Source organism: Shewanella sp. SG44-6 (assembly GCF_014164185.1).
Classification (GTDB): Bacteria; Pseudomonadota; Gammaproteobacteria; order Enterobacterales; family Shewanellaceae; genus Shewanella; species Shewanella vesiculosa.
Genome location: NZ_JACJER010000018.1, coordinates 20,936 through 37,365 on the forward strand (window position 1 = coordinate 20,936; position 16,430 = coordinate 37,365).

Below are 16,430 nucleotides of genomic sequence, written 5' to 3' on the forward strand. Positions count from 1 at the left end.
AGGATCGGACTTTTCTGTTGATAACTTTTATTCCTTATTAAAATCATATAGTAAAGTGAAAACTAACCTGTGATCTGATCGCGATCAAACTCAAGATAACATGGGGATAGATCGGCTACTTATCCACAAGGGTGATCATTGAGCGGATCGGAGTGTGAATAGTACAGAGTTATGATCGCTAAAAATAATAGCTTATCCACAAAGTTATACTTATAAAGGTTATATTGTGGGTAAGTGTGATCTAATCTGTGGATTGATCATGATTTATGCAAGATAAGATCGGGATTATTGGTGTTTAGATAAGATGCTGCCATTGTAACAACCACGCTAGAGCAGGTTCTTCAGGGATAGGATCGTGTTGTACATCGATTTGGAGCTTATCCACAATAGCATTTGATCCATGCTGTAAAAGTTGTGCGATGATTTTCTCAGGTCCTTGGCAAAAAGTATCATAGCTTGAGTCGCCAATTGCACACAATGCGAACTTAATATGATTAAGATTGGGCTTTTCGATCATTAATTGTTGATAAAAAGGCACGATATTATCGGGGAGAGCGCCAGCTCCATGAGTAGAACAGACAATGATCCACAGTGAAAAATCAGCTAATTCATCCAAATTTGGCTCTATAAATACCTCTGTTTGATGATCTAACTGAGTAAGTTGAGCTGCCATTTCATCGGCAACATATTCTGAACCGCCTAATGTTGTGCCTACTAATAATGCTATTTTTGTCATGTTGATTTCCAATGATTAAATTTATTCATCTATTTTACGTTTATTTTTCATTGCGCTGTGTAGTTAATATCAGTATTTTCTTAAGCTCTATTTAACAATATAACAACAGGTTTTAATGAATATTGCTGAAATAACTAAACAATTTGCCGACCTTGCATGGGGTCCACACATGCTTATTTTACTCGTCGGCGGCGGGTTATTCTTCCTTATTTACTCTCGATTTGTGCCTTTTCGCTATATAGGTCACGCGATTAATGTCGTTAGGGGCAAGTATCCTGATGATGGCGCCGAAGGTCATATTAGTCATGCTGGGGCGTTATCCAGTGCCATGGCTGGTACCGTGGGAATGGGCAATATTGGTAGTGTCGCTGTTGCCATTATGGTGGGTGGCCCAGGGGCTATTTTTTGGATGTGGATTAGCGCTATTGTTGGTATGGCAACCAAGTTTTTTACCTGTACCTTAGCCATTATGTACCGCGGTAAAGATGAGAATGGTGATGTGCAGGGTGGTCCTATGTACATCATTACCCAAGGATTGAGTAAAAAATGGCATTTTTTAGCCGTGTTTTTCTGCGTTGTTGGTTTAATTGGTAACTTTCCGTTATTCAATTCTAATCAATTAGTGCAGATCATTCGTGAATGGGTATTTGTTAAACCAGGTCATTTTCCTGCCGATCAATCCACTTTTTGGCTCGATTTAAGCTTAGGTATTGTGGTGATGGTGATTGTTGCCAGCGTGATTTTAGGCGGTATTAAGCGGATCGCGACAGTAGCATCTAAAGTTGTGCCATTAATGATCTTAATTTACATGAGCTGCGCTGCGTATGTCATTGTGACAAATATTGAGCAAATACCGGGATATTTTAGTCTTATTTTCTCCGAGGCTTTTTCATTAAATTCAGTAGGTGGCGGTATTTTAGGGACTATGCTAATTGGTATTCGTCGTGCTGCATTCTCAAACGAGGCAGGGATAGGCACTGAGGTTATGGCTCATGGTAGTGCCAAAACCAATGAACCAGTTAAAGAAGGCTTAGTGGCCATGTTAGGCCCTGCTATTGATACTCTATTGGTTTGTACTGCCACTGCTATGATTATTTTAATCTCGGGTGTGTGGCAAGGTACTGAAGCTGAAGGGGTTAATTTATCGGCGCAAGCTTTTGAAATTACTATGCCTGGTGTTGGGCCGTATTTACTTATTTTATGTGTGATATTTTTCAGCATTAGTACCATATTTACCCAAGCATTTTATGGTGGTCAGTGTTTTGCGTTTCTATTTGGGCGTAAACGTATCCGTTTTTACCAATACTTTTATTTATTAGCCATTTTGTTTGCCGCAACGGCTAGCTTGCAAGAAATTGTTAACATTATTGATGCCGCTTACGCGTTAATGGCAATACCGACTATGACGTCTGCTTTATTGCTGGCACCTAAGGTTAGGGCTGCAGCAAAAGATTATTTTTCTCGCTTAGAAAAAAGTCATTAGGGTATTTATAGAGATAAAAAAACGAGCCTGAAGGGCTCGTTTTTATTTTAATGACAGTAGCTGTCTATAAAAGCGCTAAGTGCTTTGCATGAAAACGCAGATGGTCTTCAATAAAGGTCGCGATAAAATAATAGCTGTGGTCATAGCCTGGCTGCATTCTTAGTTCTAGCGGGTAGCCTTTGTTCTTAGCGACTTGCACTAAGATTTGCGGTTTTAGTTGTTCGTCTAAAAAGTTGTCCTTACTGCCTTGGTCCACCAGCGCAGGCACAAATTGCTGGCTTTTAGCCATCAACTCACAGCTGTCGTATTGCTGCCATTGTTGCTGATCATCACCTAAGTAGCCGCGAAATGCTTTTATACCCCAAGGACAGTCCATTGGATGACAGATTGGACTAAATGCTGACAAGCTATTATATCTGTGCGGATTTTTAAGTGCGATGGTTAAGGCACCATGTCCACCCATGGAATGGCCGCTTATACTACGTTGTTCTGTTACCGGAAAATGAGCTTCAATCAATGCCGGCAATTCGTTAACCACGTAATCATACATTTGATAATGCTGACTAAATGGCGGTTTGGTAGCATTAAGATAAAAGCCTGCACCTAAACCAAAGTCATAAGCGCCGTCGGGATCATCTGCGATGCCTTCTCCTCGTGGGCTAGTATCGGGTGCGACTATCGCCATACCTAATTCAGCTGCTATACGTTGTGCACCTGCTTTTTGCATAAAATTTTCATCAGTACAGGTGAGTCCTGACAACCAATATAAAACAGGTACTGCTTGGCTTTCTGCTTGGGGCGGCAAGTAAATGGCAAACCGCATTGCACAATTAAGTGTGCTTGAATGATGACTATATTGTTTATGCCAACCACCAAATGCTTTGGTACTGCTGATACTTTCAATGGTCATTATGTGTCCTTATTTATCAGAACGCAGTTAAGTGACTTTACTCTTAACTGCGCCTGTGATGAGCAATTAAGTATTACTTAGCAAAGTGAATCACACTTCGAATACTTTCGCCTTTGTGCATTAAATCAAATGCTTCGTTAATACCTTCAAGGCCCATGGTGTGAGTAATAAATTGGTCTAACTTAAACTCACCCGCTAAGTATTGTTCAACAATACCAGGTAACTCACTGCGTCCTTTAACGCCACCAAATGCACTGCCACGCCATACACGACCTGTGACTAACTGGAATGGACGGGTTGATATTTCTTGGCCGGCACCAGCAACACCAATAATCACCGACTCGCCCCAGCCTTTATGGCAGCATTCTAATGCACTGCGCATTACATTGACGTTACCAATACATTCAAATGAGAAATCGACACCACCGTCGGTCATTTCAACAATCACATCTTGGATTGGTTTATCAAAATCCTTAGGATTAATACAGTCAGTCGCGCCCAGTTTTTTAGCCAATTCAAATTTTGATTCGTTTAAATCAATACCAATAATACGGCTAGCTCCTGCCATAGTCGCGCCAATAATGGCCGATAAACCAATGCCACCTAAACCAAAAATAGCAACCGTATCGCCTGGTTGCACTTTAGCTGTTTTAAGTACCGCACCAATGCCTGTGGTGACACCACAACCCAGTAAACAGACTTCTTCAAGTGGCGCACTTGGGTTAACTTTAGCTAATGATATTTCTGGTAATACTGTGTATTCCGAGAAAGTTGAGCAGCCCATATAATGGAAGATTGGCTCGCCATCTTTAAAGAAACGTGTGGTGCCATCAGGCATAAGTCCTTTACCTTGGGTAGCGCGAACGGCACTACAGAGGTTGGTTTTACCTGAGGTACAGAATTTACATTTTCCACATTCTGCTGTGTATAACGGAATAACATGATCGCCAACTTGTACGCTAGTTACGCCTTCACCGACCATGTGAACAATACCGCCGCCTTCATGACCAAGAATAGCTGGGAATACCCCTTCAGGATCATCACCTGAAAGCGTGAAAGCATCGGTATGACAAACACCTGATGCCACAATACGTACCATCACTTCACCCGCTTTTGGGTACATTACGTCGACTTCTTCTACCGATAGTGGCTGGCCTGGTCCCCAAGCAATAGCGGCTTTTGATTTTATAAATTGTGCTGACATAAATGATTTCCTTAACATTAACGACCATGGTCAACATGGTTAAGAGGTATTACTACAGTGTAGTGTATTTAGCTATTGTATTTGTTTATCATACAATGATAATTAGCTTATTTTGTAAATGACTTTTACGAGAATGTAATAATGATGAAGTGGGAAGGCATTTTTGAGTTTGTGGCTGTGGCCGAAACTGACAGTTTTACCGTGGCGGGTAAGCGTTTAAGTATTTCTACTGCGCAAGTGAGTCGACAAATCAGTCAGCTTGAAAATCGTTTAAACACCAAATTATTTTATCGCACCACTCGTAAAGTATCGTTAACCGAAGAAGGTACAGTTTACTATCAGCATTGCCGCCAAGTATTAAACAGTCTTGATGAGGCTGAGCGTGCTATTTCCAGCTTAAAAGATAAGCCACAGGGACTTATTAGAATTACCGCACCAGTGACTTACGGTGAAAAGTTTATCATGCCGATAGTCATTGAGTTTATGCAACAATATCCCGACATTGAAGTGATTTGCGAGCTGACTAATCAGCAACTTGACTTGGTGGATGGTGGGTATGATTTGGCTATTAGGTTAGGGCGGTTAACTAATTCAACCATGATGGCAAAGCGACTGACGAGTCGCAGTCAATATGTGTGCGCAGCTCCGAGTTATATCGCTAAATACGGTACGCCTTATGCGTTATCAGAGTTGAGCCAGCACAATTGTTTAATTGGCAGTCAGTCTCATTGGCATTTTGTTGAGCAAGGTAAACCCAAGACGGTAAAAGTGCATGGATCTTTAGCCTGTAGTAGTGGTTTGAGTTTATTAAATGCGGCTATTTGTGGCTTGGGGATTGTGCAGTTACCTGGATATTACGTCAATGATGCTATTGCTGAAGGGGAGTTAGTGGTATTACTTGCATCTTTTCAACAACCTAAAGAAGGTATTTGGGCTTTGTATCCACATAACCGCCATTTATCACCCAAAGTGAGATTGCTGGTTGATAAGTTATCGCAACAGCTTTAATTAACCCTGTTTGGTTGTAGTCTATTAGGTTCCCAAGCTTATTTTTTTAGGCTGAGATTTAACTAGCTCATGGTTCGCAAATAACGCGCAATTTGCGCTTTTGGGAGGCTGGATATTTTATTGATGATATCAATGGTAATAGCTTGCTTGGGCAGTTGCTGCTGTAACACATCAATTTGATATAACCATAAATGGCTGGTCATGGTGGCATCGGCTAAAGCGCGGTGAAACACACCATCGTTAGGTAACTGGTGATGATCGACTAATGTGCCAAGCTTATGATTCGGGGCATCTTGGCTAATACGTCGAGACAATAATAACGAGCAAGCAAACTGACCAGTGTAATGCAGTTTATTATGGCTAAATTCAGCATCGAGAAACTTTTTATCAAAGCTGGCATTGTGTGCCACCAGATTAAAGCCTGCAATAAATTTGGCAAACTGCCCCATGACTTGTTTAGACGCTGGGGCATGTTTCAGCATTTCATTACTGATGCCAGTGTACTGCTCAATAAAGCTATTCACTCGCCGACCAGGATTAATCAGTTCCTGAAAGGTATCGACTATTTGACCATTAACCAGTTTTACCGCACCAATTTCAATGGCTCGGTCGCCATTATCGGGTGATAATCCTGTGGTTTCAAAATCGAGTATCACAACCTGATTTGCGAGTGTGGGGATCATAGCTTGGTTATTTTCCGATACAAAATGAGCCAAAAATCTTACCGAGCAAATCGTCTGAGGTAAATTTACCGGTGATTTCAGATAATGCCATTTGGCACATACGCAGTTCTTCAGCCAGTAACTCTCCGGCTAAATACACTTCAAGCTGCTCTTTACCTAACAGCAAGTGACTGGCGGCAAGATCGAGTGCTTCCAAATGGCGACGACGTGCAATAAAGCCGCCTTCTAAGTTACTTTGGTAGCCCATTAATGATTTAAGATGTTGTTTTAATTCTTCAACACCTAAGCCTGTCTTAGCTGAGATGCGGTAAACGCTGTAACCTTGTTCTTCAGTATTATTTAAGGTTTCACCAGTTATGTCAGCTTTATTACGAATAACCGTTACGCCTAGTTTTGATGGTAGGCGGTCGATAAAGTCTGGCCAAATCTCGCGAGGGTCGATAGCCTCAGTTGTCGTGCCATCAACCATAAACAAGACTCTATCTGCAGTGGCTATTTCGGCCCATGCGCGCTCAATGCCAATTTGTTCAACTGTGTCGAGTGTGTCTCTTAACCCTGCAGTATCTATGATGTGCAGTGGCATACCGTCTAAGTGGATGTGTTCACGTAGTACATCACGAGTTGTGCCAGCAATTTCAGTGACAATTGCCGACTCTTTACCGGCTAGTGCATTGAGTAAGCTTGATTTACCGGCATTAGGACGGCCGGCAATCACTACCTTCATGCCTTCGCGGATAATGGAGCCTTGCTTGGCACTGTCTTGCACTGTGTCTAATTTATCGATGATTTTATATAAGGCATTGGCAATTTTACCATCAGATAAAAAATCGACTTCTTCATCTGGAAAATCAATCGCAGCTTCGACATACAAACGTAAGTTGGTCACTTGGTCGACAAGCTCGTGAACTTCTTTTGAGAACTCACCTTGGAGTGATAGCAATGCACTTTTGGCAGCTTGCTCGCTGGTGGCATCGATTAAGTCAGCAATCGCTTCTGCCTGAGTTAAGTCGAGCTTATCATTCATAAAGGCTTGTTCGCTGAATTCACCAGGCCTGGCTATACGTATGCCGTCAATTTCCATGACGCGTTTAATCAACATATCCAGCACAATTTGGCCGCCATGGCCTTGCAGTTCAAGGACATCTTCGCCAGTAAATGAATTGGGACCTTTAAAGAAAAGTGCAATACCTTGGTCAATAACCTGACCGTCGGCATTGTTAAAGTCACAATATTCAGCATAACGGGTTTTTGGAACATGGCCAATAATCGCCGTTGCGACATTAGTGGCTAAGTCGCCTGATACACGAATGATACCTACGCCACCTCGTCCAGGTGCGGTGGCTTGCGCCACAATAGTGTCTGTTGTCACGGTAGTACCTATAAAATTGATAAAGGAAAAGGCGGCTAATCAGCCGCCTTTTTAATCAGTTATACAAGATTGAGCTTAGGCTATTTTATGCCATTTTTCTCAAGACCAGCATAAATAATCTTCTGTTGAGTGATGGCAACTAAGTTACCCACTAACCAGTAAAGTACTAGACCTGCTGGGAACCATAAGAAGAACACGGTAAAGATAACCGGCATCCACTGCATCATTTTCACTTGCATTGGATCCATTGTTGGCGCTACAGGCTGCATTTTCTGCATCAAGAACATTGATAAGCCCATTAACAATGGCAATACATAGTATGGATCTTGTACTGATAAGTCGGTAATCCAAAGCATGAATGGCGCATGGCGTAATTCATAACTTTCAAGCAATACCCAGTAAAGTGCGATGAAGATCGGCATCTGTAACAGAATAGGTAAGCAACCGCCCATAGGGTTTACTTTCTCTTTCTTATACAACTCCATCATGGCTTGACCCATCTTCTGACGGTCATCACCAAAGCGTTCTTTCATCTCAGTCAATTTAGGCTGAAGATTACGCATTTTGGCCATTGAGGTATATTGCTTCTTCGTTAGTGGGTATAAACCACCACGCACTGTCAGTGTTATCAAAATGATTGCTACACCCCAGTTACCCACAAATGATTGATAGAACATCAATAACCAATGGATTGGAATGGCTAACCACCATAAGAAACCGTAATCAACAACTAAGTTTAAGGTTTCAGAAATCGCTGAAAGCGCTTTTTGGTTTTTAGGACCGACATAAAACTGTGAGCTAATATTTTGTGTTGCGCCAGGTGCAATATCATATACCGCGCCACGGAAACCAATGTTAGCTAATCCACCAGCACTTAAGCTTGTGAAAATAGTATTTGAATCTGTTGCTGGTGGAACCCAAGCTGACACAAAGTAATGTTGAAGCATTGCAGCCCAACCACCGAGTGTAACTTTAGCTAGGTTCTTGTCAGCCATATCGTCAAAGTTATATTTTTCATAACGAGTATCTTGAGTCGAGAAAGCGCCACCACGGTAGGTTGGCATCATCATGCTACTTTCTGATTCTTTAATCGTTTGCTTAATTTGACCATACATTTGCACTTGTAATGGTGCAGCTGAAATGTTGTTGATGCTGTAATCAACTTTGATGTCATATTGACCACGGGTAAACGTAAAGGTTTTTACGTAGGTGACACCGTTATCTGCTGTGTATGTAAATGGCACTGTTAATGTGTCTTTACCATCAGCTAAAGAATATGAGCTAGCCTGAACATTATATGTTGCACGGCCTTTAGCGCTGCTATCAATACCATCACGCCCAATAAGTCCACTTTGAGCAATATAAGTGAACTCATTTTGCTGATCTAAAATAACAAAGGGGTCGTTACTGTCGATTTCGCGTTTATGTTCTACTAATGCAGCATAAACAATGTCACCACCAACTGGGCTGATTTTAATATCAAGCTGGTCAGTGTTGACGCTAATAAGGTTTGTCGTTGCAGGTAATTCTACTGGTGTCCCTGAGATATCTGCTTCTGGAACATCAGCACTGTGCTGTGATGAGGCGTTAGTTTGGGTAACAGTTTGAGCTGTTGCCGGTTTTGGTGCTTTATCTGTTTGCCACTGTGTCCACATTAAATAGCTGACAAAAAGCAGACCGATTAGCAATATATTGCGTTGAGATTCCATAGCCTATTTATTACACCTGTCATTTTTAGGGGGGACGGGATCACTACCGCCGGGATGTAAAGGGTGACATTTTAATATGCGTTTCATTGCAAACCAACTACCTTTCACTGTTCCATGTGTTTTTATTGCTTCTATAGCATAATAAGAACAGGTTGGATTGAACCGACAACGCGGTCCCAATAAAGGGCTGATAAAAATTTGGTAACCACGTATAAACGTAGTTGCTAGCCATTGTAACGGCGACTGAGTTTGTGCCATAGCTTTTCTATTAATTTTTGTATTTCTGCATTTTCCATTTCCATCACGCCATTTCTGACTAATACAACGATGTCGATATCTGGGATGTCGTGTTGATGTAAACGAAAACTATCTCTTATCACACGTTTAATGCGATTACGTTGGTTTGCACGTTTAACAAAACGTTTGGCCACAGTTAATCCTAAACGGGGATGTTGCTCTGAATTTGGAATTGCGAGCAGAGTTATTTCAGCAGAGGATGCTTTGATTGGATTGGAGAATACAGATTTAAATTGCGCGGGAGTTAACAAACGTAACTCCCGCGAAAAGGTATAGCTAGTCACCTAGTTATCTACTTACGCAGATAAACGAGCGCGACCTTTCGCACGACGACGTGCAAGCACCTTACGGCCGCCTACAGTAGCCATACGAGCGCGGAAGCCGTGAGAACGCTTGCGCTTCAGGTTGCTAGGTTGAAAAGTACGTTTACTCATGATGGCAATCCGTCTTTGTTAGTGAATTTTCCTTATCTCCAACATTAGAGGTAAGGGCAAAAAAGAGGCCGAATTGTAATCACTTTAAGTACTGTCGTCAATAACGAAAGTACTTATATGATAAATTTCTGCCAATCTTTATTTGAAGCTACTAAGCATTAAGCACCATAAGATGTGGATAAGTCTGTGTACAGACACTATATCTTGTGGATCTTTCGTTGTTTCAGCAGATCAAAGAAAGGCTATTATAGATCAAGTTGGATCGGTTAATAAAGCTGGATTTGCTTGATTTTTACTATTTACCGATCGATTTTGATCATGGAAGATCATCTATTTATACACAGAATGATCTCGCTGGGGATAATTCTGCTTTAAAGGATAGCGATCATTGTGATCTCACTATAGAATACATCTCCTTTGATTAAAGATATTTGGGGATAAATAAGTGGCGGTTTCACTTTGGCAACAATGTATCGGTAGACTACAAGACGAGTTATCAGCACAGCAGTTCAGTATGTGGATCCGTCCGTTACAAGCTGAAATGGATGGTGATACATTAGTTTTGTATGCACCTAATCGTTTTGTGCTGGATTGGGTACGCGATAAATACATCAATATCATTAATCAATTTTTTACTGAACAAATGGGCAGTAATGCACCTAAGTTACGTTTTGATATTGGTAGCCGTCCTTCTGCACGTCCGGTTGCGCCAGCTCCGGTAGCGGTTAAGCCTGTGAATCGTCAAACCAAAGCTCAAGTGGGAACGACGTCTTTTAATACCCAAGCCGAACCGATTATTAATCCTAATCATCGTAGTAATATTAATCCTACCTATCAATTTGATAACTTCGTTGAAGGTAAATCGAATCAGTTAGGTAAAGCTGCGGCTTTGCAAGTATCTGAAAATCCAGGTGGCGCTTATAATCCATTGTTTTTATATGGCGGCACTGGTTTAGGTAAAACTCATCTTTTACACGCAGTTGGCAATGGTATTATTAAAAATAATCCCAATGCTAAAGTGGTGTACATGCACTCTGAGCGTTTTGTTCAGGACATGGTTAAAGCATTACAAAACAACGCGATCGAAGAGTTTAAGCGTTATTATCGTAGCGTCGATGCATTATTTATTGATGATATTCAATTTTTTGCCAATAAAGATCGTTCTCAAGAAGAATTTTTCCATACCTTTAATGCATTATTAGAAGGTAATCATCAAATTATTTTAACCTCAGATCGTTATCCTAAAGAGATTGACGGGGTAGAGGATCGTTTAAAATCACGCTTTGGTTGGGGTTTAACGGTTGCGATTGAGCCTCCAGAGTTAGAAACCCGCGTAGCGATTTTAATGCGTAAAGCACAAGAGAGCGGAATAAACCTACCTGATGAAGTGGCATTTTTTATTGCTAAGCGTTTACGTTCAAACGTACGTGAGTTAGAAGGCGCGCTAAACCGCGTGATTGCTAATGCTAACTTTACTGGTCGTCCAATTACTATCGACTTTGTGCGTGAAGCATTAAGAGATCTCTTGGCACTGCAAGAAAAATTAGTCACTATAGACAATATTCAGAAGACAGTTGCTGAATACTACAAAATAAAAATGGCAGATATGCTGTCTAAACGCCGTTCTCGCAGTGTGGCAAGGCCTAGACAAGTGGCGATGGCGCTATCTAAAGAACTTACTAACCAAAGTTTACCGGAAATAGGTGATGCTTTTGGTGGTCGTGACCATACGACAGTATTACATGCTTGTCGTAAAATCGCTCAATTGCGCGAAGAAAGTCATGATATTAAAGAAGATTATGCTAACTTGATTAGAACTTTGTCTTCTTAATTCAGGGAATCTAGACACGATGAAATTTTCAATTGATAGGGACGCCCTATTAAAGCCGTTGCAGCTAGTGTGCGGCGCGGTAGAACGCAGACACAATTTACCTATTTTAGCCAACTTATTAGTTGAAGTTAGTGAGTCTTCACTTAAGCTAACGGGCACTGATTTAGAAGTTGAGTTAGTGGGCCAAGCGGCAATTCATGGTGATATTGATGTCGGTCGTACGACCGTTCCTGCCAAAAAACTGCTGGATATTGTTAAGTCATTGCCAGAGCAAAGTGAATTAAAAGTCGAACAGCAAGATAATAAATGGTTATTGCGTTCTGGCCGTAGCCGTTTTTCCTTAGCAACATTACCTGCCGAAGATTACCCCAACGTTGAAGCATTCCAAGCGGATATTGAATTTAGCTTAAAGCAAGGTGTGTTGAAGTCGATAATTGACTCTACTCAGTTTTCTATGGCCAACCAAGATGTGCGTTATTATCTCAATGGATTGTTATTTGAAACCGAAGGTAATGTATTACGTGCTATCGCTACAGATGGACACCGTTTAGCATTAAGCCATCGCACCCTTGAGGTGACATTACCTGAAAAGCAAGTCATTGTACCGCGCAAAGGTGTGGTTGAAATGGCGCGCTTACTCGACAGTGACGATCAGGACATCACCATTGCTATTGGTGATAATGCCATTCGAGCGGTTACCAGTTCTGCTGTGTTTACCAGTAAACTTGTTGATGGACGTTTCCCTGATTACCGCCGAGTGTTACCTAAAGGTGGCAACAAAGTGGTCATTGCCAGTCGTAATCAACTAAAGCAAGCGTTAACCCGTGCCTCTATTCTGTCGAATGAAAAATTCCGTGGTGTACGTATTCAGCTTGAATCTGGTTTATTAAAAATTACCGCTAATAATCCTGAGCAAGAAGAAGCTGAAGAGATCATTGATGTTGAATATGACTCTGACAATCTAGAAATTGGTTTTAACGTTAGTTATCTACTTGATGTTTTAAATAACTTAGCCAGTGATGAAGTTCGTATTACTCTAATTGATGGCAATTCGAGTGCCTTGATTGAAAACCACAAAGAAGAAGATTCTATGTATGTGGTGATGCCAATGCGTCTATAACGGATTATTGTCTAACAAGTTATATAAGGTGCTGTAAGGCGCCTTATTTGTCTTTACTGGATTAATCACAGCGGTTATCACAAATAGGTTTTCATGAGTTTATCGCGTATTACCATCAGTTCATTTCGTAACATTACCTCAGCATCATTGGAGCCTTGTAAGGGCTTAAATTTGATTTACGGTCAAAATGGCAGTGGCAAAACCAGTATTCTTGAAGCTATTTATTTTTTGGGTATGGGCCGCTCATTTCGTAGCCATTTATCGCAACGTGTGATCAACCATGAAGACGATAAACTCACCTTGTTTGCCCATTTAATAGACGCTGAACGAGACTGTAAAATAGGTTTACGTCGTTATCGAAGTGGTGAGACAGAAGTTAAAATTGATGGTGAAAAGGTTAAGCGTTTATCGACCTTAGCCGAAACCTTGCCTATTCAAGTCATCACCCCAGAAAGTTTTTCGTTATTGTTCGAGGGACCTAAAGCTCGACGCCAATTTATCGATTGGGGTGCATTTCATTCTGATCCGAATTTTTATCAAGCTTGGGTGAATACTCGAAAGGTATTAAAGCAGCGCAATCAATTACTTAGAAATCAATCTTCCTACAGCCAAATACAGTTTTGGGATAAGGAGTTGGTGCGGTATGCTGAACAGGTTACCGATATACGAAATCTATATGTAGACTCGTTAAATGAGCTACTAAAGGGTATAATCGGGGTGTTTTTACCTCATATTGATATTAAGGTTTCTTTTACCCGAGGATGGGACAGTAAAACGGATTTTGCCCAATTACTTGAAAACCAATACTCAAGAGATTTAGCCGCTGGTAATACGGGCAGCGGCCCCCACAAAGCAGACTTACGTTTGCGAGTGGGTAATTTACCAGCGCAGGATGCGTTGTCCCGTGGACAATTAAAATTATTAGTCTGTGCACTGCGTATTGCACAGGGAAAGTTGCTCAAACAACAACTAGATAAAAATAGTATTTATCTGGTCGACGATTTACCGTCGGAGTTGGATGCACAGCATAGGCAGCTATTGCTTCAGCAGTTAACCGAAACCGGTGCACAAATTTTTGTCACTGCGATCGATCCGCAAGCAATAGTCGATTCGTTATCTAGCCCTCCAAACAGGATGTTTCATGTGGAACAAGGGCGAGTAACGGTTATTGAATAACAACGAGAGATAAATATGTCAGAGAATAGTTACGATTCTTCGAGTATCAAGGTATTAAAAGGCCTTGATGCAGTCCGTAAGAGACCTGGTATGTACATTGGTGATACTGATGATGGCACAGGTCTTCATCACATGGTATTCGAAGTGGTTGATAACTCTATCGATGAAGCTTTAGCCGGCCATTGTAGCGATATCACCATTACCATTCATTCTGATGGTTCAGTCTCAGTGAAAGACGATGGTCGTGGTATTCCTGTGTCAATCCACGAGGAAGAGGGGATCTCTGCCGCTGAAGTTATTATGACCGTACTTCATGCTGGTGGTAAGTTTGATGATAACTCTTACAAAGTCTCTGGCGGTCTTCACGGCGTGGGTGTGTCGGTCGTTAACGCCTTATCAGAAAAACTACAGTTAACCATTCGTCGTGCTGGTAAAGTCTATGAGCAGTTTTATACTCATGGGGTACCAGATGCGCCGATCAAAGAAATCGGTGATGCCGTTAAAACCGGTACCGAACTTCGTTTTTGGCCAAGTAGTCAGACGTTTACCGACGTTGAATTCCATTTTGAAATTTTAGCCAAACGAGTACGTGAACTGTCTTTCCTCAACTCTGGCGTGGGTATTCGTTTAGTTGACGAACGTGACAACAAAGATGAGTTCTTTAAGTATGAAGGTGGTATTAGTGCTTTCGTAGATTACTTAAACCGTAATAAAACGCCAATAAACAAAGATGTATTCCATTTTTCACAAGAGCGTGATGACGGTATTACTGTCGAAGTTGCCATGCAGTGGAATGATGGTTATCAAGAAAACATCTTCTGTTTTACCAATAATATTCCTCAGCGCGATGGTGGTACTCACTTAGTGGGCTTCCGTGGTGCATTAACACGTAACTTGAATAACTACATGGAACGTGAAGGCTTTAACAAAAAAGGTAAAACCAGTGCTACTGGTGATGATGCCCGTGAAGGCTTAACTGCGGTTATTTCTGTGAAAGTGCCAGATCCTAAGTTCAGTTCACAAACTAAAGACAAACTTGTATCAAGTGAAGTGAAAAGTGCAGTTGAACAAACCATGGGTGAGCAGTTAAACGATTACCTATTAGAAAATCCTGCAGATGCTAAATTAATTGTCGGCAAAATTGTAGACGCGGCTCGTGCACGTGAAGCGGCGCGTAAAGCTCGTGAAATGACTCGCCGTAAAGGTGCATTAGATTTAGGTGGCCTGCCAGGAAAACTGGCTGACTGCCAAGAGAAAGATCCTGGTCTTTCTGAAATCTATATCGTGGAAGGGGACTCTGCTGGCGGATCTGCCAAGCAGGGACGTAACCGTAAAAACCAAGCTATTCTTCCACTGAAAGGTAAAATCTTAAACGTAGAAAAAGCGCGTTTTGACAAGATGTTATCTTCACAAGAAGTCGCAACGCTTATTACTGCATTAGGTTGTGGTATCGGCCGTGACGAATATAACCCAGATAAAACGCGTTATCACAACATCATCATCATGACCGATGCTGACGTCGACGGCTCACATATTCGTACCTTGCTGTTGACCTTCTTCTTCCGTCAAATGCCTGAGTTAATCCAACGTGGCTATATTTATATTGCGCAACCACCACTGTTTAAAGTGAAAAAAGGTAAGCAAGAACAGTATTTGAAAGATGAGCCAGCATTAACGGAATACTTAACCACTCAAGCACTTGATGGCACTAATATTTATCCAAGCCAAGGTGCGTTGGGAATGTCTGGTGAGCCATTAGAGCGTTTAGTCGCCCAGTATCGTGAAGTTGAACGTATTATTAAGCGTCTAGAAAAGCGTTTCCCAGCAGTGTTACTTGACCGCATGTTGTATCACCCTGAAGTGACAGCAGATGTGTTGAGTGATGAAGCGAAGATGACGACTTGGTGTAATGCCTTTATCGCGGACTTAATTGATCGAGAAAGCAGCGGAATTATCTTTACCGTTAATGTGATGCTTGATCCTGAGCGTAAGGTTTATACCCCTAGCGTGACGATCCGTAAACACGGTATTGATACTAATTATTTATTTGGTTATGACTTCTTCACCTCAACCGATTACCAACGTATTGCTAAATTAGGTGCTGCGTTAGACGGTATGATTGAAGAGGGCGGCTATGTACAACGTGGCGAGCGTGTTAAGGAAGTTGAAAGCTTCTTAGAAGCGTTAGATTGGACTATCAGTGAAGCAAAACGCGGTCTGTATATCCAACGTTATAAAGGATTGGGTGAAATGAACCCTGAGCAATTGTGGGAAACTACAATGGATCCTGAATCACGTCGTATGTTACGTGTCACCATTGAAGATGCTGTTGCTGCCGATCAGCTATTTACCTGCTTAATGGGTGATCAAGTTGAGCCGCGTCGTGAGTTTATTGAAACTAATGCGCTCAATGTAGCTAACTTAGACGTATAAGCGCGTTTTAAAAAAAAGGGTGCCTATAGGGCACCCT

General features: G+C 41.6%; 15 protein-coding genes. 6 read left to right on the forward strand and 9 right to left on the reverse strand.

Translation table 11 applies throughout. The features are described from left to right. Positions 1–295: 295 nt before the first annotated feature. Positions 296–736, reverse strand: coding sequence for an FMN-binding protein MioC (gene mioC / locus H5185_RS05275; protein ID WP_182741546.1), 441 nt, complete (start codon positions 734–736; stop codon positions 296–298). 115 nt (positions 737–851) lie between these two features. Between mioC and H5185_RS05280 the strand changes: the two genes are divergently transcribed. Next, on the forward strand, positions 852–2,219 hold the full coding sequence (locus H5185_RS05280) for a sodium:alanine symporter family protein (RefSeq protein WP_182698829.1): 1,368 nt from the start codon (positions 852–854) through the stop codon (positions 2,217–2,219). A gap of 64 nt (positions 2,220–2,283) precedes the next feature. Here H5185_RS05280 and fghA read toward each other — a convergent pair whose 3' ends face one another. After that, positions 2,284–3,129 (reverse strand): S-formylglutathione hydrolase, encoded by an 846-nt coding sequence (gene fghA, locus H5185_RS05285; protein ID WP_182741547.1) that lies wholly within the window; start codon positions 3,127–3,129, stop codon positions 2,284–2,286. 73 nt (positions 3,130–3,202) lie between these two features. After that, entirely contained in the window at positions 3,203–4,333 is a 1,131-nt protein-coding gene (locus H5185_RS05290) for an S-(hydroxymethyl)glutathione dehydrogenase/class III alcohol dehydrogenase (protein ID WP_182698828.1), read from the reverse strand. Between the two features lie 141 nt (positions 4,334–4,474). On the opposite strand from H5185_RS05290, the gene H5185_RS05295 reads away from it, so the two are divergent. Continuing rightward, positions 4,475–5,341, forward strand: a complete 867-nt coding sequence (locus H5185_RS05295) for a LysR substrate-binding domain-containing protein (RefSeq protein WP_124016576.1) — start codon at positions 4,475–4,477, stop codon at positions 5,339–5,341. A 62-nt stretch (positions 5,342–5,403) separates the two neighbouring features. Here the strand turns inward: H5185_RS05295 and H5185_RS05300 are convergent, their stop codons facing one another. The 6 genes from H5185_RS05300 to rpmH all read right to left on the reverse strand — a co-directional run bounded on the left by H5185_RS05300 (position 5,404) and on the right by rpmH (position 9,833). Continuing rightward, a complete protein-coding gene (locus tag H5185_RS05300) occupies positions 5,404–6,024 on the reverse strand; it encodes a PolC-type DNA polymerase III (protein ID WP_182698847.1) in 621 nt (206 codons plus the stop codon). Between the two features lie 7 nt (positions 6,025–6,031). Further along, entirely contained in the window at positions 6,032–7,393 is a 1,362-nt protein-coding gene (gene mnmE, locus H5185_RS05305; RefSeq protein WP_182741548.1) for a tRNA uridine-5-carboxymethylaminomethyl(34) synthesis GTPase MnmE, read from the reverse strand. An 80-nt stretch (positions 7,394–7,473) separates the two neighbouring features. Continuing rightward, entirely contained in the window at positions 7,474–9,102 is a 1,629-nt protein-coding gene (gene yidC, locus H5185_RS05310; RefSeq protein ID WP_124016574.1) for a membrane protein insertase YidC, read from the reverse strand. Between the two features lie 3 nt (positions 9,103–9,105). After that, positions 9,106–9,360 (reverse strand): membrane protein insertion efficiency factor YidD, encoded by a 255-nt coding sequence (gene yidD, locus H5185_RS05315; RefSeq protein ID WP_124016573.1) that lies wholly within the window; start codon positions 9,358–9,360, stop codon positions 9,106–9,108. Next, positions 9,327–9,683 carry a ribonuclease P protein component gene (gene rnpA, locus H5185_RS05320; protein WP_124016572.1) on the reverse strand — a complete coding sequence of 119 codons (357 nt, stop codon included), beginning with the start codon at positions 9,681–9,683 and terminating at the stop codon, positions 9,327–9,329. Before rnpA ends, yidD begins: the two co-directional genes overlap by 34 nt. A 12-nt stretch (positions 9,684–9,695) precedes the next feature. Further along, positions 9,696–9,833, reverse strand: coding sequence for a 50S ribosomal protein L34 (gene rpmH, locus H5185_RS05325; protein WP_006083827.1), 138 nt, complete (start codon positions 9,831–9,833; stop codon positions 9,696–9,698). A 445-nt stretch (positions 9,834–10,278) separates the two neighbouring features. Between rpmH and dnaA the strand changes: the two genes are divergently transcribed. The 4 genes from dnaA to gyrB all read left to right on the forward strand — a co-directional run bounded on the left by dnaA (position 10,279) and on the right by gyrB (position 16,393). Beyond that, positions 10,279–11,664, forward strand: coding sequence for a chromosomal replication initiator protein DnaA (gene dnaA / locus H5185_RS05330; protein WP_124016571.1), 1,386 nt, complete (start codon positions 10,279–10,281; stop codon positions 11,662–11,664). A 19-nt stretch (positions 11,665–11,683) separates the two neighbouring features. Next, positions 11,684–12,784 carry a DNA polymerase III subunit beta gene (gene dnaN / locus H5185_RS05335; protein ID WP_124016570.1) on the forward strand — a complete coding sequence of 367 codons (1,101 nt, stop codon included), beginning with the start codon at positions 11,684–11,686 and terminating at the stop codon, positions 12,782–12,784. A gap of 93 nt (positions 12,785–12,877) precedes the next feature. After that, on the forward strand, positions 12,878–13,960 hold the full coding sequence (recF, locus tag H5185_RS05340; RefSeq protein ID WP_124016569.1) for a DNA replication/repair protein RecF: 1,083 nt from the start codon (positions 12,878–12,880) through the stop codon (positions 13,958–13,960). A gap of 15 nt (positions 13,961–13,975) precedes the next feature. Then, a complete protein-coding gene (gene gyrB / locus H5185_RS05345; RefSeq protein WP_124016568.1) occupies positions 13,976–16,393 on the forward strand; it encodes a DNA topoisomerase (ATP-hydrolyzing) subunit B in 2,418 nt (805 codons plus the stop codon). Positions 16,394–16,430 lie beyond the last annotated feature (37 nt).

Excerpts from the sequence above, each read along its gene's own strand:
- H5185_RS05290 (WP_182698828.1), bottom strand. The coding sequence starts at position 4,333 with ATGTCAGCACAATTTATAAAATCAAAAGCCGCTATTGCTTGGGGACCA.
- H5185_RS05295 (WP_124016576.1), top strand. The coding sequence starts at position 4,475 with ATGATGAAGTGGGAAGGCATTTTTGAGTTTGTGGCTGTGGCCGAAACT.
- H5185_RS05300 (WP_182698847.1), bottom strand. The coding sequence starts at position 6,024 with ATGATCCCCACACTCGCAAATCAGGTTGTGATACTCGATTTTGAAACC.
- H5185_RS05280 (WP_182698829.1), top strand. The coding sequence starts at position 852 with ATGAATATTGCTGAAATAACTAAACAATTTGCCGACCTTGCATGGGGT.
- yidD (WP_124016573.1), bottom strand. The coding sequence starts at position 9,360 with ATGGCACAAACTCAGTCGCCGTTACAATGGCTAGCAACTACGTTTATA.
- dnaN (WP_124016570.1), top strand. The coding sequence starts at position 11,684 with ATGAAATTTTCAATTGATAGGGACGCCCTATTAAAGCCGTTGCAGCTA.
- gyrB (WP_124016568.1), top strand. The coding sequence starts at position 13,976 with ATGTCAGAGAATAGTTACGATTCTTCGAGTATCAAGGTATTAAAAGGC.
- rpmH (WP_006083827.1), bottom strand. The coding sequence starts at position 9,833 with ATGAGTAAACGTACTTTTCAACCTAGCAACCTGAAGCGCAAGCGTTCT.
- yidC (WP_124016574.1), bottom strand. The coding sequence starts at position 9,102 with ATGGAATCTCAACGCAATATATTGCTAATCGGTCTGCTTTTTGTCAGC.
- fghA (WP_182741547.1), bottom strand. The coding sequence starts at position 3,129 with ATGACCATTGAAAGTATCAGCAGTACCAAAGCATTTGGTGGTTGGCAT.
- recF (WP_124016569.1), top strand. The coding sequence starts at position 12,878 with ATGAGTTTATCGCGTATTACCATCAGTTCATTTCGTAACATTACCTCA.
- mioC (WP_182741546.1), bottom strand. The coding sequence starts at position 736 with ATGACAAAAATAGCATTATTAGTAGGCACAACATTAGGCGGTTCAGAA.